Genomic DNA, 19,711 nt, shown 5'->3' with positions numbered 1-19,711 from the left:
GTTTCTCCACTCTATTCCGAGCCCAGACCTCGCAATCTGCGCTCCGTCCTGGCCGCCGCCTGCACTGCCTCGAACGTCTGCGGCGCCCAAAGCTGAAAATGATCCGCCCGACCGACGAAGGTGACCTCCGCCGAGATCCCGGTGAAGTCGCGGATGAAATCCGTGACCATCAGCCTCCCCTCGGAATCGAGCTTCATGAAGACGCCGCCCCCGTGAATGAGGAGCGACATCTGATTCGCTGCCGGCGAGAACGGATCCTCGCTGGCGATCTGCCGCTCGAAACGGTCGAGCAGATCCGGCCCGCCGATGCTGATCGCCGGGAAGACGAAGTCCTGGAAGCAATAGAGCTCCCGGATGTCGCGTTGCGCAAGGACGGCGCGGAAGGACGAAGGCACGGAAACCCTCCCCTTCGCATCGACCCTGTTTGTCGCATTCGACAGGAACCGGTTCATGACGCTCTACAGCCGCTTCCCTGACCGGCGAAAACCCACTGAGAGCCGGAAAATCCCCACTGAACACACGCGCACAGACAGACCCGGACACGACGCCAAAACGCCGTGCCGCCCCGGATCGGGACCCTTTTGAAGCTTGCGATGAACGGGCGATCATTCGCCCCCGTGCGGTATGTTTATGGGATACCATGGGACCATATGGGCGTCAATGGGAATTGGCCGGTTCCCTGAAGCGAAGCCATCAAACGTTTATAAGCTGTTAAGTTTAACAAAGGGTTACGAACCGCCATCCAAGTAGCTGGATTCAATCGCAAATCAGCTCAGGGAAGTTGGCGTCGGTGGCCAATGGCGGCTGCAATCCGGCAGCCTGAAAGGCGCAGGCGACGCCCGGCGATTGCACTGTATTGCGGGCCTGCGGCCTCCGCACGGCCGGTTGGCACGGGCCCGTGGAGCCCCTTCGGCGGCGGCCGCGAATCACTGTGCCGATCAGGGGAAAAACGCCAGTTGGCCTGTAAGCCGGGTTCTGTATGGCTCCGGCCCGAGGGCCAGAACGTGGCAGCCATTCATCTGGGACCGGACTTGCGCCCGGCCTCGTGCAACCCACCCGGATGACCGGCCCGGAAACGGGCTGAACGGCTTGCGCCGTTCGCGTCATCCCTATTCGGTCTTGCTCCCGGTGGGGTTTGCCGTGCCGTCCATGTCGCCATGTCCGCGGTGGGCTCTTACCCCACCCTTTCACCCTTACCTCCGAAGACGAAGGCGGTCTGCTCTCTGTGGCACTTTCCCTGGGGTCGCCCCCGCCGGACGTTATCCGGCACCGTGTTTCCGTGGAGCCCGGACTTTCCTCCCCCCGCGGCCTTTCGGCACTTGCGGAGCGCGGCTGCCCGGCCAACTGGCCCGCGTTCCTTAGCGAAAGCGCGATGCCATGGCCAGAGATTTCGACAGGATTTTCAAGGGTTGGTGCACCGGCTCAGGTCGGAGCCCGGCGAAAGCGGACGGAAAAATCGGTTGCGTAGTCCGGTTCGTCCACATGCCCGCGGACGAGAAGATCCGCGCCGATGCGCCCGATCTCGTCGCAACTCTTGGCCGCCGCCCCGCAGCCGCCGGCAAGGAGGGCGATCCGTTCACCGTCGGCGAAACCGGCATAGGGATAGCCGTGCGCCGTGAACGTCGTCACGCAAGGGGCGCTGGAGAAGGAAACCGGCGCGAGATCCGGCATCGCCCGGGCCAGCACGCGGCGCAGATGGGCGGCAGCCGCGGGATTTCCCTCCGTCCGGAACCAGGCACGGACGGCGGCCGCGTCGGGAAGGACGATATCGGCCGGATCGCCGCCGATCTTGATATAGCACTTGCCGTCCGGATAGCGGATCGGCGGCAGCAGGTAGAAGTGCTCGTGCGGCAGGAAGCTCTCGTCGATCCAGCTCGGCATGCCCGCGAACGCCGCAAGATCGGCCTCGGCGATCTCGGCGAACACCACCGTGCGCGCCTTGACCGTCAGATCGACCGCGCGCGGCAGCAGCCCCTCGCCGATCGAGAACCCGCCCGCCGCCACGAGCACACGCCCGCCGACGACCGTTTCCCCGGAGCGAAGCGTCACCGCGGCGCCCTTGTCGATCGCCTCGACGGAGACGACCTCTCTGCGGATCACCGTGCCGCCGGCCTTTTCGGTGCAAACCGTCTCGGCCGCGACCAGGCCGCGGGGATTGACGTAGCCGGCGCCGTCGGCCTCGAACACGCCGGCTGAGGTTGCCGGGATCGCGAACCGGGGAAACCGGGCCTCGACCTGCGCGCGGTCCAGGAGCGGCGCATCGACCTGCAGCCGGTCGCGCGCGGCGACGACCGCGTCGAGATAGCCGCCCTCGCCGCGGGGCGCCGGCCCGCTGATCAGGCATCCGGCCTCGGTGTAGAATGGAATGCCGCTCTCCGCCTCGAGGGCGCGGTAGCGGGCGATCGAGCGACGGGCGAGCAGCGCCCAGTCCGCGTCGGAATCGATGGTCCGGGTGATCCGGCCTTCGTCGTAGTGGCTGGCAAAGACGCCGTCGTGCCGCATCCTGTCAGCGGGCTCGTCCGGCCCGATGAGCGCGACGCTCGCGCCCGCCGACGCCAGATGCCGGGCGGCGGCAGCCCCCATCATCCCCTTCCCGACCACGATGAACTCGAACCGACGCGTCATGACCACCCTCGCCTGCAAGACGAGACCGGCTTAGCCCATGGCAACGCAAACGGGAAGCGGCGTGGCATTGGCGACGGGCTGCCGGCCCGGAAAGCAGGAAGCCCCCGCCGCGAACGGACCGGGGGCATCGGGTGCAGGTTGGTATAACGGCGACAGATGCCTGCGGAACAAGCCGCAGGCCCGCGGCGTTGTCGTATCAGAGGTCGAGCAGGGTCTGGATCTTGCCGCAATAGCGCTTGGAGACCGGGTTCATCCGCTTGGCGGCATGGCCGGCATTGTACTTCAGGATCGTGCCGCAGGTGGTGCCCCCGCCGAGCTCGTGCGCCATGGCGAGGTACTTCATGCCCCACTTGATGTTCGTCTCGGGATTGTAGAGGCCCTTGGCGCCGCCGCGATAGCCCAGCATGCGGGCCGTCGCCGGCTTGATCTGCATCAGCCCGATCTCGCCGGCGCTGCCGCGGGCCTTGGGATTGAAGTTGCTCTCGACGCGGACGACCGCATGGGCGAGGTCGACCGGGACGCCGTACTGCTTGGCATAGGTCTTGATCAGCGTCGAATATCCGGTCGGCGCGCCCATCTTCGGATAGGCGGAATCCCGGGTGGCGGTTTTCAGGGGGCGGCTTTCGGCTGCGTCACGGGAGGCCGCGGTGGCCGAAACGGTCTGCGCCAGAAGGGCAAGCAGGCAGGCCGCCCCTGCGGCCACGATCGAATTCCTCATGTCTACTAAATTCTCCAGTCGTATGGGCGCACGGCGAGGCCTTGGGAACCGGCCCATCGGCCGAAACCCAGCGCAATGTTCAAACTTCATGAAAGATCCGTGCCGGTCCGGCATGGACCCAGACAGTCGCGGAAGAGGCCCTACCTCCCGCCGCCGAATGCCCGGTGCCTCGATCCTCGGTTGCAGCGCGGCCATGGGAATGGCCCGCGCCTGCCGGTTCGGAGGCAGGGGGAAAAGACATGCCCTTTCCGGTCAGGATGTGGCAAAAGGCTGAACTTATGTTAAAATGTGAAATATTTCGTGATCACGCCGACGCAGGATCGGACCGGTCCGGCAGGCTTTTCAGCAGCCGGTGAAGCGTGTCGATCGTGGAGAAATCCGCGATCCCGTCGACCCTCGAAGGGCGGAAATGACGCTGGAACGCGGCGACGTCGCCTTCCGTCCTCTCGTCGAATAATCCATCGATTTCCGTGGCATAGCCATAGAGCGACAACATCGCCTGCAGCGCCTCCACCGGCGCGCCCCGGTCGCCGCGCTGGAAGAAGCGACCGCCGGTGATCGAAGCGGGCTCGACCCAGTGACCGACGCCTGCCGCATGCAGCCGCCCCCAGGGGAAATTTTCACCCGGATCGACCTTGCGGATGGGGGCGACATCGCTGTGACCCAGCACCCTTTCCGGCACGACCCCCCACCTTTCGCCACAGTTGCGACAAAGTTCGACAACCGCTGCGATCTGTTCGTCAGGGAAGGCCGGCAGGCCGCCGGGATGGCCGGGATTGGCGATCTCGATACCGATCGAGCACGAGTTGATGTCCGCCTCCCCCTTCCACTGGCTCCTGCCCGCATGCCACGCCCGGCGGTTCTCGGGCACGAGCTGCGACACGCGCCCGTCCTCATGGACGAAATAGTGGCTGGACACCTGGCTCTCTTCCGAACAGAGCCATTGGAGCGCCCCGTCGGCGCTCGGCATGCCGGTATAGTGCAGGAGGATCATGTCGGGCCGGCGCCCGCCGGCGCGCTCGCCATGGTTCGGCGACGGCATCACCGCAGCACCCGGATAGTCAGCAGTGAATGCGGTCATGCCGCAACGCGCTCTTTCTCGATTTCGGCATAGGCGGCGTTGAGGACGGCCATGCGGTCGTTAGCGATCCGCTGGAATTCGGCCGGCACACCGCGCGCGATCAGCGTATCGGGATGGTTCTCCGAGGCGAGCACGCGATAGCGCTTGCGGATGGTGGGGAAGTCGTCCTGGGGCGACACGCCGAGCACCTTGTAGGGGTCGCGCCCGTCGACATGGACATGGCGCGCGGTGATCTGCTCGAAGCGCTCGACCGCCATGCCGAAGATTTCCGCCACCCGCGCCAGGAACGCCATTTCCTTCTCGTGGATCAGCCCGTCCGCCTTGGCGATGTGGAACAGTCCGTCGATGATGTCTTCGAGGATCGGGCAGTTCCGCTCGCAGGAGACGCACAGCGCCGCCATCTTCTCGGCATAGGCCTCGTAGCCGGCGACGTCCTGCCGGGCGAGATTGTAGAGGCGGGCGACGTTGGCGGCCTGGTCGGCCGGGAACTTGAACACGTCGCGAAACGCGTCAACCTCGGCCGTCGTCACGATGCCGTCGGCCTTCGCCATCTTTGCCGAAAGCGCGATCATCGCGACCGAAAACGCGACCTGACGCCGCGTTTCCGGGTCGCCTTCCAGAAGCGTCCGCACGGCTTCGACAACGCTGGAGAGCGCGTTGCAGGCCGCATCGGCGACCATGCTTAGCAGTCGATCCCAAATGGAAGGCATCAGCATCGGTCCGTGTGTGAGAACATAAAGTGATCTTGACCAGACATCTGCGGCGAAAGCAAGTCACCGCACCGTCATTTCCTACCAGCATAACACAATTTTGATGGCCCTCAACAAGTGGACGCATTCCAATTCTTGATCCACCGATCACGTCATTCGAATTGACGCGGCCGCCGGCGGATGCGAGCACGGACGCCGAACAGTAGGCATTCGGGGGAAAATACAGTGCGCGTCCTGTCCAATCAGACGGCCGGCATGCTTTTGGGCCTGCTCGGCGTGACCATCTTCGGGGCCACGCTGCCGATGACGCGCATTGCGCTTGAAGGCTTCAGCCCGCTCTTCATCACCGTCAGCCGCGCCGCGATCGCGGCCACTGCGGCAGGGACCGCCCTCGCCATCCTGCGCCGTCCCTTCCCGCGCGCCCACCTGCCCGCCCTCGCCGGCGTCGGCCTCGGCGCCGTCTTCGGCTTCCCGATCTTCTCCTCGATCGCCATGCAGACCATTCCGGCAAGCCATGGCGGCGTGGTGCTCGGCATCCTGCCGCTGCTGACATCGATCTTCGCAGCCCTTGTCGACGGCGAGCGGCCGGGCGCGCTGTTCTGGCTCTGCGGCGTCGCGGGCTCGGCGCTGGTCGTCGCCTTTTCGCTGCGCGAGGGCGGTTTCCATCTCGGCCCCGGCGACATCTGGCTGTTCTTTGCCGCCATATCCGCCTCCTTCTCCTACGTCCTGTCCGGCAAGCTGGCCCGCGTCCTGCCGGGCTGGGAGGTCATCGGCTGGGCGCTCGTGCTCTGCGCACCGCTGACGTTTGCCGGCACGATCCTGTTTGCCGGCAGCGGCATCCACGGCCCCGGTGCAGCGGAACATGCCGCCCTGCTCTATCTCGGGCTGATGTCGATGTTCGGCGGCTTCATCTTCTGGAACGCCGGCCTGGCGCTCGGCGGCATCGCCCGGGTGGCGCAGATCCAGCTGTTCCAGACCTTCGTGACGCTGGCGGTCGCCGCGCTCCTGCTCAACGAGGCCGTCGGTCCGGAGACGGTCGGCTTCGCGCTCGCCGTCGCCTTCGTCGTCTGGCTCGGCCGCAAGGCGAAGATCGCCCGCGCCGTTCCCGCCGGCAGCCGCGCCTGATCGGCCAACTCCATCCGGACGCATCATTTCGTCATCCACGACGGATAAAACCCGATCTGTGATTCCCCTGCCGGGGAATCTGGGCTAGACATCCGCCGACTGACCGGATCGCTCGGCGAGGAGGTAACATGACCAAGCAGAAAGTCGCGATGCTCACCGCAGGGGGCCTTGCGCCCTGTCTCTCTTCCGCAGTGGGCGGGCTCATCGAGCGCTATTCGGATATCGCTCCGGACATCGAACTCGTCGCCTACCGCTCCGGCTACCAGGGCCTGCTGCTCGCCGACCGCATCGAGATCGGCAAGGACATGCGCGAGAAGGCGTACCTGCTGCACCGCTACGGCGGCTCGCCGATCGGCAACAGCCGCGTGAAACTCACCAATGCGGCCGACTGCGTCAAGCGCGGCCTCGTCAAGGAAGGCGAAAACCCCTTGCGCGTCGCAGCCGAGCGCCTCGCCGCCGACGGCATCACCATCCTGCACACGATCGGCGGCGACGACACCAACACGACCGCGGCCGATCTCGCCGCCTATCTCGGCGCCAACGGCTACAACCTCACCGTCGTCGGCCTGCCCAAGACCGTCGACAACGACGTCGTGCCGATCCGCCAGTCGCTCGGCGCCTGGACGGCCGCCGAAGTCGGCGCCGGCTTTTTCGACAACGTCTCCAACGAGCAGAGCGCGGCTCCGAGAACGCTGGTCGTCCACGAGGTCATGGGCCGCCATTGCGGCTGGCTGACGGCCGCGACCGCCCGCGCCTACATCCAGAAGACGTCGGCCGACGAATATGTCGAAGGCTTCATGATGAACGAAGCCCTGAAGAACATCGACGGCCTCTACCTGCCGGAACTGGCCTTCGACCTCGAAGCCGAGGCCGACCGGCTGAAGAAGGTGATGGAGAAGAACGGCTTCGTCACCCTGTTCGTCTCCGAGGGCGCCTGCCTCGATGCCATCGTAGCCGAGCGCGAGGCCGCCGGCGAGACCGTCAAGCGCGACGCCTTCGGCCATGTGAAGATCGACACGATCAATGTCGGCAACTGGTTCTCCAAGCAGTTTGCCGCCCTCCTCGGCGCCGAGCGGGCGATGGTGCAGAAGTCGGGCTACTATGCCCGCTCCGCGCCCGCCAACGGCGACGACCTGCGCCTGATCCAGAGCATGGTCGACCTTGCGGTCGAGAGTGCGCTGAACAAGGTCTCCGGCGTCACCGGCCACGACGAGGGGCAGAACGGCAAGCTGCGCACCATCGAGTTCCCGCGCATCAAGGGCGGCAAGCACTTCGATACCGGCGCCAAATGGTTCGGCGAGGTGATGGACGCGATCGGCCAGAAGTGGAAGCCGGCCGGCTGAGCCGTCCTCCCGGTCCGGCGCGCGCCGTCGCCGAAACCTGTTGACGGGGCGCCGCCCCCGTGGCTTGCTCCCCCGACGCGACCGCTTCCGGGGGAGTTTTCATGTCGTTCGAACACTGGCTGGCCTTTGCCGCCGCTTCCGCCATCATGCTGGCCATTCCCGGCCCGACCATCCTGCTGGTCATCTCCTATGCGCTCGGCCACGGCCGCAAGACGACGGGCGCGACGGTCGCCGGCGTCGCACTCGGCGACTTCACCGCCATGACCGCCTCCATGCTGGGCCTCGGCGCGCTGCTGGCGACCTCGGCCACGATCTTCACCGTCCTGAAATGGGTCGGCGCCGCCTATCTCGTCTGGCTCGGCATCAAGCTCTGGCGCGCGCCGGTCGCAAGCGCCGGCACCGCGGAGGGGGATGCAGCACCCGAGGAGCGGCCGTTCCGCATCTTCGCCCATGCTTATGTGGTGACGGCACTGAACCCCAAGAGCATCGTCTTCTTCGTGGCCTTCCTGCCGCAGTTCCTCGACCTGTCGCAGCCGGTCCTGCCGCAGATGGTGATCTTCGAGATCACTTTCCTGGTGCTGGCGACGCTGAATGCCACGACCTATGCGCTGATGGCGTCGGCGGCGCGCGGCACCATCCGCAAGCCGGCCGTCCAGAGGGCCGTCAACCGTGTCGGCGGCTCGCTCCTGATCGGTGCCGGGCTGCTGACGGCAGGTCTGCGCCGGGCCGCCGCCTGAGCGGCAGCGCAGCCGGCGGGTTGCCCGAACCCTGACGATAGGTTAATGGACGAAACACGGTCGAAGCGCCGTTGATTTGCAGCCGTGCCCGAATCCCTCGGATTTCAGGGCCTCCAGGCAAGACGAGAGCGACTGATGGCACACAGATTCCCGATCCGCGGCAGGCATGTTCTTTCCACGGGTTGCGCGATGGCGATGCTCGCCATGGGCGGCTGCGCGAGCGTGATCGAAACGCCGGCGGAAGAAATGGCGGCGGCCCGGACCGTGATGCCGATCGCCAAGCCCGGAACGGAAATGTCCGCCTACGCCCTGCCGGCACCGGTCGCGGATCCCACGGCGACCGCAAACGGCGGAGCGCAGGCCCTTGCCGCGGTGGTGGAGACGACGCGCGAAACCGGTGCCGAGGCGGCGATCGCTGCTGCGGCGGCACCGCAGGCGGAGATCCAGGCGAGCGCCGTAGCGGCCGCGGCGTCCTCCGATCCCGGCTCCGCCAAGTTCATGCCGGCCTCCTTCGAGGCGGCGGTGATGGAGCCGGGCTTCGATACCGGCGAACCGGAGGGCCTCGAGCAGCTCGTCGCCACCCACCAGATCGTCCCCGTCGCCAAGCCCGCGTTCCAGGCCACCGCCTTTGCCGCAAGCCCGATGCGCACGGCGCCGTCGCAGGACAGCCAAACCTTCCAGAAATCCGGCACCCCGATCGATGCGCTGGTCACGAAATATGCCGCCATCTACGACATCCCCGAAGTGCTGCTGCACCGGGTGATCAAGCGCGAGAGCGGCTACAATCCCAAGGCCTACAGCAAGGGCAATTACGGCCTCATGCAGATCCGCTACAACACGGCCAAGGGCATGGGCTATACGGGCACGCCGGACGGCCTGTTCGATGCCGAGACCAACATCAAGTACGCTGCGAAATATCTGCGCGGCGCGCTGATGGTGGCCGACAACCAGCATGACGGCGCCGTGCGCCTCTATGCGAGCGGCTATTACTACACCGCCAAGCGCAAGGGCCTCCTCGAGGAGACCGGCCTGAAATAAGGCCTGCGCCCGCCCTCAGTCCTCCGTTGCAAGCGCGTCGACGACCCGGCGCACCAGTTCCTGCGGCCGGTAACCGAGCCTGGAAGGCGTGAGCCCCAGCCGGACCACGGCGATGTTGCGCGACGGGATGACCGCGATCGCCTGGCCGTCATGGCCCAGCATCCAGAAGGTGTCGTCCGGCAGGCCATAGCGGGAATCGGGTTCCCGCCCCGGCCCGTCGATCCATGTCTGCGCCTGCCCGTAGGCGCCGCCGGATGCGGATGACGGCGTTCCCATCGCCGCCACATATCCCTCCGGCAACAGCCGCATGCCGTTCCATGTCCCGTCGTTCAGAAGCAGTTGCGCGAACCGCGCCCAGTCGCGCGTCGTGGCATACATGTAGGACGAGCCGACGAAGATGCCGGTCTCGTCGGTCTCCATCACCGCGCTCTTCATGCCGAGCGGCGCAAACAGCGCCGCCGCCGGATAGGCGAGCGCGCGCCAGCGGTCCCCGAGCGCGCTCATGAACACGCGCGAAAGCAGGATCGCCGTCCCGCTCGAATAGCTGAACGTCTCGCCCGGGCTGGACGACAGCGGGAACGAGGCCGCGTACCGGGCCATGTTGGGCTCGAGAAACAGCATCCGCGTGACGTCGGTGACCTCGCCGTAGTCCTCGTTGAACTCCAGGCCGCTCTGCATCGCCAGGAGGTCGGCGATGGTGATCTTCGCGCGCGCGTCGCCGTTCCATTCCGCAAACAGGTTCGCCTGCGTCGGCGACAGCCGGTGGTCCTGCATCAGCCGGCCGAGCAGGGCGGCGTTGACCGTCTTGGAAACGGACCAGCCGAGCAGTGGCGTCTCTTCGGAAAAGCCCTCGCCGTAGCGTTCACCGACGAGCCGTCCGTTGTGGATCACGGCCACGCCGCGGACGCCGGGACCGAGCAGCGCCGGATCGGCAAGGACGGCATCGAGGCGCGGATCGTGGCTTTCGCCCTTCCCCTCCGGCCAGGGGCGATCGGCCGGCGGCGCGGCGACGGGCGGCAGCGGCACGTCCGCGACCGTCTGGCGCGCGGTGACGAAATCGCCGTCGGGAACGCCCGTGCAGCCAAACCCCTCGCGGTAGGCCGCATGGCCCGGCGCGAAGATGCCGAGCAGCGACGCCGTCACCGTCTTGTCCTCGTGGTCCACCGACTGGCGCATCAGCCGCAGCAGCGGATGCCCCGGCGCCTGCACGTCGGTCGCAAGCACGTCCTGCGGGTCGCGCCCGGCGAGGAAGACGTTCGAGCAGACGATCTTGGCCGCATAGCCGGAACCGACCCTGAGCAGTTCGGGCGGGCTGACGATCAGCCAGCTGCCGGCAACCGCAAGGAAGACCGCGCCCCCGAGCACTGTCCTTGCAACGATCCGCAGATACCGGCCCATGCATCTCCCCTGGTCGGCGACCCTTTCGTCCGGCCGCAGACAATCAGGAATCGGCCGGCAAGAAAAGTCCTTTCCATGTCATGGGTTTGTCATGGATTTGTCACGGCGGCCCGGCCGCGACCCGTCATGAAGGCTGGATGACAATGCACAGTTCCGGTCATCAAACTGTTGCGCGACGCAGATATCTCCCCCGAAAGCCCTCGAAGGACGGAACGGTGTCATGAGCGAACTCGCCAGGAATGCAGGCTACGGACGCAACGAGAGACTGAAGTCGGCGCTGCTGCAGCACCGCGCGCTTTCGCTCGAGGGCCTGTCGGAACGCCTGTTCGGCCTGCTCTTCACCGGCCTCGTCTATCCGCAGATCTGGGAGGATCCGGCCGTCGACATGGAGGCCATGGAGCTCGGCGCCGGCCACCGCATCGTCACCATCGGCTCCGGCGGCTGCAACATGCTGGCCTATCTGACGCGGGCGCCGGAGAGCATCGACGTCGTCGATCTCAATCCGCACCACATCGCCCTGAACCGGCTGAAGCTCGCCACCTTCCGCCACATGCCCTCGCATGCCGACGTGGCGCGTTTCCTCGGCGGCGACAACATGGCCTCCAACCGCGAGGCCTATCAGCTGTTCCTCGAGCCGCGGCTCGACGACGCCACCCGCGACTACTGGAACGGCCGTGACCTGCGCGGGCGCCGCCGCATCGGCGTCTTCAACCGTAACATCTACCGCACCGGCCTGCTCGGCCGCTTCATCCTGCTCGGCCATGTGGTGGCGAGGCTGCACGGGTTGGACCCGCGCGACTTCGTCAAGTGCCGGTCGCTGCGCGAGCAGCGCCAGTTCTTCGACACCCGCATCGCCCCCCTCTTCGATCGTCCGCTGATCCGCTGGATGACCTCGCGCAAGGCCTCGCTGTTCGGCCTCGGCATTCCGCCGCAGCAGTTCGACGAACTCGCCAGCGTCAATGACGGCCGCTCGCTTGCCCCGGTTCTGCGCCAGCGGCTGGAGAAGCTCGCCTGCCATTTCCCGCTGAAGGAGAACTACTTCGCCTGGCAGGCCTTCGGCCGCCGCTATCCGTCGCGCTACGAAGGAACGCTGCCCGATTACCTGCGGGCGGAGAACTACGGCGCCATCCGCGACAACGCCGCCCGCGTCCGCGTCCACCACGCCAATTTCACCGAGCTTCTGGCCGCCAAGCCCGCCGCCTCCGTCGACCGCTACGTCCTGCTCGACGCGCAGGACTGGATGAACGAGGAGCAGTTGAACGCGCTCTGGACCGAGATCACCCGCACCGCGGCCCCCGACGCCGTCGTCATCTTCCGCACCGCCGCCGAGAAGAGCATCCTCGACGGCAAGGTCTCCTCCCGCCTGCTCGACCTCTGGACTTACGAGCGCGACCGTTCCGCAGCGCTCGGAATGAAGGACCGCTCGGCCATCTACGGCGGCTTTCACATCTACCGGAAGAAACCCTGATGCGCCGGGAGCATCCCGCGCTCTCCGCCGCCGTGCCCGATGATATGCCCGACACGGCCCATGCCGAGAAGATGGACCGCCAGTACCGCTACCAGCGGCACGTCTACGACCTGACGCGCAAATACTATCTCTTCGGCCGCGACCGGCTGATGGACGGGCTCGACGCGCGCGCCGGCCAATCGGTCCTCGAAGTCGGGTGCGGCACCGGCCGCAACATCGCCTGCATGGCAAGGCGCTACCCCGATGCCCGCTTCTTCGGCCTGGACATCTCCCGGGCGATGCTGGAGACGGCGGAGAAGAAGTTTGCAGCCACGGCCGGCACGCGCCCGGTCCTGCGCGTTGCCGACGCCACCGCCTTCCGGGCGGCCGAGTTCGGCGAAACCGGTTTCGACCGCATCGTCATCTCCTATTCGCTGTCGATGATCCCGGCGTGGCGGGACGCCGTCGAGCGGGCGCTCGACGCGCTCAATCCCGGCGGTTCGCTGCACGTGGTCGACTTCGGCCAGCAGGAACGCCTTCCCCCCGCCTTCCGCCGCCTGCTGCAGGGTTGGCTCGCCCGTTTCCACGTCACTCCGCGCCCGGATCTCATGGACGTGATCGCCGATGCGGCCGCGCGGCGTGGCGCAATTGTGGCTTCCGAGACGCCCTATGGCGGCTATGCCTGGCTCTCGATTGCGAAAATGCCCGGATAGCCGGCATTCGCGGGGTGCGCGGCCCCTGCCCGATTTTGCTCGTCTTTCTGTGAAACCTCTTGGGCGCTGAGGGGTTGTAACCGTGTCGGCTCCAAAGGGGTCGTGTCGACACGTTCGAAGCAGAAGGAAGACAACCATGAAATCAATCGCGCTCGGAGCGGCAGCACTTGCGATCGCAGCCTCTGCGACCGGCGTGCTCGCCGCCGACATGGCGCCGGTCCAGGCCCCCGTCGCGCCCGTCATCGAGGAAGTCTCCGGCATCTACGACTGGAACGGGTTCTACGTCGGTGCGCAGACCGGCTACGGCTGGGGCGATGCCGAGGTGGACGACGCCGGCATCTCCGAAAGCCCCGGCCTCGACGGATGGGCGCTTGGCGGCTACACCGGCTACAACTACCAGACCGGCCCCTTCGTCATCGGCCTGGAAGGCGACGTGAAGTACAACTGGAACGAGGACAAGTTCGACCTCGGCGGCATCCCGATGGAGCTGAAGAGCGACTGGAGCGGCTCGCTGCGCGCCCGCATGGGCTACGCCTTCGACCGCACGCTCGTCTACGCGACCGGCGGCTACGCCTTCACCAACGCCGAGCTGCGCGACCGCGAAACCGGCGACAGCGACAGCAAGACGCTCAACGGCTGGACGATCGGCGCGGGCTTCGAGCATGCCTTCACCGACAACTTCATCGGCCGCGCCGAGTATCGCTACACCGATTACGGCGACGCCGACCTGATGGGCGTGAACACCAACCTGAAGAGCAGCGACGTGATGCTGGGCGTCGGCTGGAAGTTCTGACCCGGACGCCTGCCCGGCCTTGAAGTGCCGGACAGGCAGGGCTCGCACTTGCGCCGGGCATCGCCGATGCGCGGCGCAAGTGCCGTTCCGCCCTTTACCGAAACCTGCCGGTGAGGCAGTATCGCCGCGCATCTTCTGCGCCGCGTCCGAGGGGGACGCGCCAAACCCGGGACACCCATGCGTCGGCTTCTTCTGGCTCTTCTGCCCCTTGCCCTTCTCGCGGCATCGTGCTCCACGACCGACTACGACTTCGTCTCGACGGCGCCGATCAAGCCGCGCTTCAAGGACAGCGACCCGCAGGATTTCGGCTACCGCACCCCGCATCATCACGAGGTCCACGGCATCGACGTCTCCAAGTGGAACGGCGACATCGACTGGCCGACGGTGAAGGCGTCGGGCGTCTCCTTCGTCTTCATCAAGGCGACCGAAGGCAAGGACCGGATCGACGGGGCCTTCGACGCCTACTGGCGCGGCGCCCGCGCCGCCGGCATCGCCCACGCGCCCTATCATTTCTACTATTTCTGCTCGACGCCGGACGAACAGGCCGACTGGTTCATCCGCAACGTGCCCAAGGCCGCAGTGCAGCTGCCGCCGGTGCTCGACGCCGAATGGAACCCGCTGTCGCCTACCTGCCGCAAGCGCCCGCCGCCGGCGGAGGTCCGCGCCCTGCTGCAGCGCTTCCTCGACCGGCTGGAGGCGCATTACGGCAAGCGGCCGATCATCTACACGACCGTCGATTTCCACCGCGAGAACATGGTCGGCGCCTTCGGCAAGTATCCGCTGTGGCTGCGCGCCGTCGCCGATCACCCCGAAAACGTCTATGGCCGCAAGTGGCATTTCTGGCAGTACACCAGCACCGGCATCGTGCCCGGCATCAAGGGCGACACCGACATCAACGTCTTCGCCGGCTCGCACCAGAACTGGAAGAGCTGGGTGGCGCAGGTCTCGCGCTGAAGGCCTCGGGACGCGGGATTGACGAGGCATCCCTCCCCGCTCACGGCAGAGTGATGCGACCGGCGCGGGCACGGCATTTTTGCTTCTTGCTTCTGTCACATTAATTTGAGAAGCGGGGGCAACCGAATGAAAGGATCCCCGCATATGCAACCGCGATTCCTGCCGATTGGCGCCCTGGCGGCGCTTTTCCTCTCAGGCACGGCGCTCGCCCAACAGGCTCCGGCCCAGCCCCCCGCACAGGCAAACGCCCCGGCCGTCGCCTGCGGCGGCGATCTCCCGGCCTTCCTCGACGGCGTGCGGGCGGAGGCAGCGGCCAACCAGATCCCGGGCGACGCCATCGACACGGCACTCGCAGGTGCTGCGATCGACCCGAAGGTGCTCTCGCGCGACCGAGCCCAGGGCGTCTTCCGCCAGACTTTCCTCGAATTCTCGAAGCGGACCGTCAGCCAGTCGCGCCTCGATATCGGCCGAAGGAAGCTGCAGGAACTCTCGAACGTCTTCCAGCGGGCCGAGCAGGAGTTCGGCGTGCCCGGCGCCGTCATCGCCGCATTCTGGGCGATGGAGACGGACTTCGGCGCCGTCCAGGGCGACTTCAACACGCGCAACGCGCTCGTCACCCTCTCCCATGACTGCCGCCGCCCGGAACTGTTCCGCCCGCAGCTGATCGCGGCGATCCAGATGGTCCAGCACGGCGACCTCGACCCGGCGACAACGACCGGCGCCTGGGCCGGCGAGATCGGCCAGGTGCAGATGCTGCCGAGGGACATCATCGCCTTCGGTGTCGATGGCGACGGCGACGGCCACGTCAACGTCAAGAGCAGCGCCCCGGATGCGATCCTGACGGCTGCGAAGTTCATCCAGCACCTCGGCTTCACCAAAGGCCAGCCGTGGATCCAGGAAGTCTCGGTGCCCGAGGCCCTGCCCTTCGAGAGGACCGGCCTGCAGTCGGGCATGACGGCCGGCGACTGGTTCGCCCTCGGCGTCACGCCACGCGACGGCAACACCGAATTCTCCGGCCTCGCCGCCTCGCTGGTGCTGCCGCAGGGCCGCAAGGGCCCGGCCTTCATCACCTATCCGAACTTCAACATCTACCTGGAATGGAACCAGTCGTTCATCTACACGACGTCGGCCGCATATTTCGCCACCCGCCTCGCCGGCGCCCCGCCCTATCAGAAGGGCGAGCCGGAAGCGGGTCTCGACGACGGCGGCATGAAGGCGTTGCAAACGCGGCTTGCCGAACTGGGCCACGACGTCGGCAAGATCGACGGCATTCTCGGCTCCGGCACGCGGGCGGCGATCCAGAAGGAACAGCTCCGCCTCGGCCTGCCGGCCGACGGCTGGGCCACCCCGGCCCTGCTCGGCGCGCTCTGAGCCGTCCCCGACCGGAGCGGTCTTCCCGCTCCGGTCCCGGCAAGGCCGGCAATGCCTCTTGCCTTTCCTGCAGCGCCTCCCGCTTCACCGGGGCGCTGCCGCATCCGCCGATGCGACCGGATGCGGGATTCCCGTCGCTCGACACCGCACCGTCCCGGCGCCCATCGACCTCCCGTCGCCCCGATCCCTGATCCAGCGCCACAAATCGAGATTGCATCGTCGTCCTTGCCCGGCAACGATGCGAATCGGGTGGGCCGAGCCCGCGCGGTGCCCTATGCCGCGGCTCCAGAGCCGGAGCCTTTGAGCGAGGAGAGACACCATGAACGAGATGGCAGCAGTGCAGCCGCAGACGATGACGGCAAGGACCTGGGCCATGCTGGTGTTTCTCGGCCTGATCTGGGGCGGATCGTTCTTCTTCGCCCGCATCGCCGTCCAGCATATCCCGCCCGTCACCCTCGTGCTGCTGCGCGTGGCGATCGCAGCACTCGCCCTTCATCTCTACCTGCGCGGCCGGCACGGGCTCTACGAGACGTTGCGGCTGCGCTGGCGGGAATTCCTCGCCATGGGGCTCCTGAACAACGTCATCCCCCACATCCTAATCTTCACCGGCCAGACGGAGATCGGCGCCGGGCTGGCGGCGATCCTGAACGCCACGACGCCTATCTTCACGGTCCTGATCGCCAATCGGCTGACCGAGGACGAAAAGATGACGACGGCGAAGATGGCCGGCTGCCTGGTCGGCCTGCTCGGCACCGCCGTCCTGGTCGGACCGCGCGCGCTCGCGCCCTTTGCCGGCGGCACCGACGGACCGCCGCTCTGGGCCCTGCTCCTGCCGGTCGCAGCCGCCGCCAGCTACGGGCTCTCCGCCACCTATGGGAAGCGCTTCCGCGGCGTCGCCCCGCCGGTGACGGCGACGGGTCAGCTCACCGCCTCCTCCGTCGTGCTCCTGCCGCTAGCGGCGATCGTCGACCAGCCCTGGTCGCTGCCGATGCCGCCTTTCGGCGTGGTGCTCGCCGTCCTGGCGCTGGCGCTCCTGTCCACCGCCTACGCCTATATCCTGTTCTTCCGGATCATGGCGGCCGCCGGCGCGACCAACACCTCGCTCGTCACCCTGCTCGTGCCGCCGAGCGCCATCCTCGCCGGCGTCGTCTTCCTCGGCGAAAGCATCTCGCTGCCGGTCGCCGCCGGCATGCTGCTCGTCCTGCTCGGCCTCGTCATCCTCGATGGACGGCTGCTGCGGTGGGCGAGGACATAGCGACCGTGCCGGAATGGAACTGATTCTGCCCGGGGCCGTTCTTTGCTACGAAATCGTGATCACCGCCGTTAACCGAGGTGAAGATTTCGTGAAGGCCTGCGCAGGCCAAAATAGCTTTTAAGATCAGTTGTTTAGAATTGTGGAAAACTGGTGACAGATCCAGTGATGCCGCAATGCAACACATAAACAACTTTTCAAAACGGATTTTTCGGACCTATTATCGGCCCGCAACGCAAGGGAGGTCAGCCGATGGGTATCACACATTCCCTGAATGTTCTGATGATCAGTGCCGCGTTCCTCTTCGTCGCCAGCATGATTTTCATCTGACGGCAGCGTAGTCCTCTAGGACCAAAAAACGCAGAGACTATTTCTGGAAAACGCATGGCCCACAGTGCCATGCGTTTTTTCGTTGCCGGTCATGACCGGCGCCGGCGACAGGTGCGCTCAGGCAGCCGCGCCTTCCGCCCTCACCCGCTTGACGGCGTCGCCGCGTTCGAAGCCGGTGCTGTCGAGAACCGCCGACACCAGCGCGGAGCGGTTCATCGTGTAGAAGTGAAACTCCTCGACGCCGAGCGCGATCAGGCCGTCCACCTGCCGCGCGGCAAGTTCGATCGCCACCTTGGTCCGCTCTTCGGGACGATCGGCAAGCGGATCGAGGCGATCGGCCAGCCACTGCGGCACGCTTGCCCCGCAGAGCCCGGCGAACCTCTGCACCTGGCCGAGATTGTGGACCGGCAGGATGCCGGGCACGACCGGGATCTCGATGCCGACCGCGCGCACGCGGTCGAGATAGCGGGCATAGTGATCGTTGTCGAAGAAGAACTGGGTCAGGGCGCGCGCAGCGCCGGCGTCGACCTTGCGCTTGAGCATGTCTATATCGGCTGCGACGTCGCGGCTTTCGGGATGCTTCTCCGGATAGGCCGACACGGAGATCTCGAAGTCGGCGATCGTCTTCAGGCCCGCGACCAGTTCGGCGGCGTTGGCATAGCCGCCCGGCGACGGCACGTAGGCGGCGCCGATGCCACCGGCGGGATCCCCGCGCAGGGCCACGAAATGGCGGACGCCCACGGCACGGAACTCCTCGACCACGGCTGCGACCTCGGCCTTCGTGGCGCCGACGCAGGTCAGGTGTGCTGCGGCCGGAAGCGCGGTCTCGCGCAGGATCCGCGACACGGTGGAAAGCGTCGGCCCGCGGGTGGAGCCGCCGGCGCCATAGGTGACGGAGACGAATTCCGGCGCATAGGCGGCCAGTTCCGCGATCGTCTCGCCGAGCTGCTTCTCGGCCTCGTCGCTCCTGGGCGGGAAGAACTCGAAGGAGAGCTTCGGGGCCCTGCTGCGGCCGCCGTTGCTGGGGACAGGGGTCCTGGAAGCGGCGTTCGTGGCGATCGTCATGTCAGTGTCTCCGGCCGATGGCGATGAGGGGTTCGGCATGGTCCGCCGCGACGCGCTGGTCCCGTGCCAGCCAGATCGTCACCGTCAGCGCATCGGGCCCCGCGCCCGCAGGCCTCAGGTCGATGGCTTGTTCCGGCGACAGTCCGGCCTGCTCCAGCCACTCCTGCATCTGCTGGTGCGAGAAGCCCAGGCGCAGATGGGCGTGCTCGTCGCGCAGGTGCTCCAGCCCGTGCGGCGCAAGATCGATGATGACCAGCCGGCCAGCCGGCTTCAGCATCCGCGCGGCCTCCGCGATCGCCGAGCTCGGCTCGTCGAGGAAATGCAGCACCTGGTGGATCGTCACCACGTCGAACTCGTCGCGCTCGAGCGGCAGGTTGAAGATGTCGCCATGGCGGATGGAGGCCTTGGTGATGCCGGCACGGTCGAGGTTGGCACGCGCCACCGCCAGCATGTCGCGGCTGGCGTCGACGCCGACGCCGCGCCGGTACAGGCCCTCGAAAAGCTGCAGGATGCGGCCGGTGCCGGTGCCGAGATCGAGAAACGCCTCTACCGGCTCCTCGCCGATGAGCTCGAGCAGGGCCGCCTCCACCTCCGCCTCGCTGACATGCAGCCGGCGCAGTTCGTCCCACTCGGCGGCGTTGCGGCTGAAATAGGCCTGCGCTTTCTCCGCCCGCGCCCGCTTCAGCACGTCCAGCCGCTCGGCGTCGCGCTTGAAGACGGGATCGGCCGCATCGGTCCGCTCCAGCAGCAGCCGCGCCAGCGCGACCGCGGCGCCGTCATGGGCGAGCCGGAAGTAGGCCCAGGCGCCCTCCTGGTAGCGCTCGATCAGCGCTGCCTCGGCGAGAAGCTTCAGGTGGCGCGAAATGCGCGGCTGCGACTGGCCGAGAATGTCCGTCAGGTCGGTCACGGTCAGGTCGCCGCGGGAAAGCAGCGCCAGCAGCCTCAGCCGGGTCGATTCGCCAGCGGTCTTCAGAACCTCTACAATGTCGTCCAAGCCCAGTTTCGTCACGT

The 19,711-nt window shown here is 66.8% G+C and carries 18 protein-coding genes and 1 other RNA gene; 10 read left to right on the top strand and 9 right to left on the bottom strand.

What is annotated here, in order from left to right; all coding sequences use genetic code 11:
- Positions 1-11: 11 nt before the first annotated feature.
- The 6 genes from mraZ to OCK02_RS11365 form a co-directional block, all read right to left on the bottom strand.
- The gene (gene mraZ, locus OCK02_RS11390; protein ID WP_263813167.1) at positions 12-452 is read right to left on the bottom strand and encodes a division/cell wall cluster transcriptional repressor MraZ; all 441 of its coding nucleotides are present in this window, start codon (positions 450-452) and stop codon (positions 12-14) included.
- Positions 453-948: 496 nt separating this feature from the next.
- Positions 949-1,348: RNase P RNA component class A (gene rnpB, locus OCK02_RS11385), an RNA gene on the bottom strand.
- Positions 1,349-1,422: 74 nt separating this feature from the next.
- Entirely contained in the window at positions 1,423-2,625 is a 1,203-nt protein-coding gene (locus tag OCK02_RS11380; protein WP_263813166.1) for an NAD(P)/FAD-dependent oxidoreductase, read from the bottom strand.
- A 196-nt stretch (positions 2,626-2,821) separates the two neighbouring features.
- The gene (locus OCK02_RS11375) at positions 2,822-3,343 is read right to left on the bottom strand and encodes a lytic transglycosylase domain-containing protein (protein ID WP_263813164.1); all 522 of its coding nucleotides are present in this window, start codon (positions 3,341-3,343) and stop codon (positions 2,822-2,824) included.
- Positions 3,344-3,647: 304 nt separating this feature from the next.
- Positions 3,648-4,424 carry an N-acetylmuramoyl-L-alanine amidase gene (locus OCK02_RS11370; RefSeq protein WP_263813163.1) on the bottom strand — a complete coding sequence of 259 codons (777 nt, stop codon included), beginning with the start codon at positions 4,422-4,424 and terminating at the stop codon, positions 3,648-3,650.
- Complete coding sequence (locus OCK02_RS11365) at positions 4,421-5,134, bottom strand: J domain-containing protein (protein WP_263813162.1); 714 nt, start codon at positions 5,132-5,134, stop codon at positions 4,421-4,423. Before OCK02_RS11365 ends, OCK02_RS11370 begins: the two co-directional genes overlap by 4 nt.
- Before the next feature lie 225 nt (positions 5,135-5,359).
- On the opposite strand from OCK02_RS11365, the gene OCK02_RS11360 reads away from it, so the two are divergent.
- The 4 genes from OCK02_RS11360 to OCK02_RS11345 all read left to right on the top strand — a co-directional run bounded on the left by OCK02_RS11360 (position 5,360) and on the right by OCK02_RS11345 (position 9,377).
- Positions 5,360-6,259, top strand: coding sequence for a DMT family transporter (locus tag OCK02_RS11360; protein ID WP_263813161.1), 900 nt, complete (start codon positions 5,360-5,362; stop codon positions 6,257-6,259).
- A 128-nt stretch (positions 6,260-6,387) separates the two neighbouring features.
- Positions 6,388-7,602, top strand: a complete 1,215-nt coding sequence (locus OCK02_RS11355) for a pyrophosphate--fructose-6-phosphate 1-phosphotransferase (RefSeq protein WP_263813160.1) — start codon at positions 6,388-6,390, stop codon at positions 7,600-7,602.
- A gap of 101 nt (positions 7,603-7,703) precedes the next feature.
- Entirely contained in the window at positions 7,704-8,339 is a 636-nt protein-coding gene (locus tag OCK02_RS11350) for a LysE family translocator (protein WP_263813159.1), read from the top strand.
- 135 nt (positions 8,340-8,474) lie between these two features.
- Complete coding sequence (locus tag OCK02_RS11345; protein WP_263813158.1) at positions 8,475-9,377, top strand: lytic transglycosylase domain-containing protein; 903 nt, start codon at positions 8,475-8,477, stop codon at positions 9,375-9,377.
- Between the two features lie 15 nt (positions 9,378-9,392).
- Here OCK02_RS11345 and OCK02_RS11340 read toward each other — a convergent pair whose 3' ends face one another.
- Entirely contained in the window at positions 9,393-10,775 is a 1,383-nt protein-coding gene (locus OCK02_RS11340) for a serine hydrolase domain-containing protein (RefSeq protein WP_412178808.1), read from the bottom strand.
- A gap of 220 nt (positions 10,776-10,995) precedes the next feature.
- On the opposite strand from OCK02_RS11340, the gene OCK02_RS11335 reads away from it, so the two are divergent.
- From OCK02_RS11335 to OCK02_RS11310, 6 genes are all read left to right on the top strand, one after another.
- Positions 10,996-12,243 carry a DUF3419 family protein gene (locus tag OCK02_RS11335; protein ID WP_263813157.1) on the top strand — a complete coding sequence of 416 codons (1,248 nt, stop codon included), beginning with the start codon at positions 10,996-10,998 and terminating at the stop codon, positions 12,241-12,243.
- A complete protein-coding gene (locus OCK02_RS11330; RefSeq protein WP_263813155.1) occupies positions 12,243-12,935 on the top strand; it encodes a class I SAM-dependent methyltransferase in 693 nt (230 codons plus the stop codon). The genes OCK02_RS11335 and OCK02_RS11330 overlap by 1 nt, the downstream gene beginning before the upstream one ends.
- 136 nt (positions 12,936-13,071) lie before the next feature.
- Positions 13,072-13,728 carry an outer membrane protein gene (locus OCK02_RS11325; RefSeq protein ID WP_263813154.1) on the top strand — a complete coding sequence of 219 codons (657 nt, stop codon included), beginning with the start codon at positions 13,072-13,074 and terminating at the stop codon, positions 13,726-13,728.
- A 177-nt stretch (positions 13,729-13,905) separates the two neighbouring features.
- Positions 13,906-14,682 (top strand): glycoside hydrolase family 25 protein, encoded by a 777-nt coding sequence (locus OCK02_RS11320; protein WP_230804716.1) that lies wholly within the window; start codon positions 13,906-13,908, stop codon positions 14,680-14,682.
- A 144-nt stretch (positions 14,683-14,826) separates the two neighbouring features.
- Positions 14,827-16,053, top strand: coding sequence for a lytic murein transglycosylase (locus OCK02_RS11315; protein WP_263813153.1), 1,227 nt, complete (start codon positions 14,827-14,829; stop codon positions 16,051-16,053).
- A gap of 319 nt (positions 16,054-16,372) precedes the next feature.
- A complete protein-coding gene (locus tag OCK02_RS11310; protein WP_263813152.1) occupies positions 16,373-17,308 on the top strand; it encodes a DMT family transporter in 936 nt (311 codons plus the stop codon).
- A gap of 444 nt (positions 17,309-17,752) precedes the next feature.
- Here OCK02_RS11310 and metF read toward each other — a convergent pair whose 3' ends face one another.
- Together metF and OCK02_RS11300 are read right to left on the bottom strand one after the other, a co-directional pair.
- Positions 17,753-18,700, bottom strand: coding sequence for a methylenetetrahydrofolate reductase [NAD(P)H] (metF, locus tag OCK02_RS11305; RefSeq protein ID WP_263813151.1), 948 nt, complete (start codon positions 18,698-18,700; stop codon positions 17,753-17,755).
- Between the two features lies 1 nt (position 18,701).
- The gene (locus tag OCK02_RS11300) at positions 18,702-19,700 is read right to left on the bottom strand and encodes an ArsR/SmtB family transcription factor (RefSeq protein WP_230805610.1); all 999 of its coding nucleotides are present in this window, start codon (positions 19,698-19,700) and stop codon (positions 18,702-18,704) included.
- Positions 19,701-19,711 lie beyond the last annotated feature (11 nt).

Origin of the sequence: Rhizobium sp. TRM96647, assembly GCF_025780115.1 — a bacterium.
Classification (GTDB): domain Bacteria; phylum Pseudomonadota; class Alphaproteobacteria; order Rhizobiales; family Rhizobiaceae; genus Mycoplana.
This window is presented reverse-complemented; position numbering and strand designations above follow the sequence as displayed.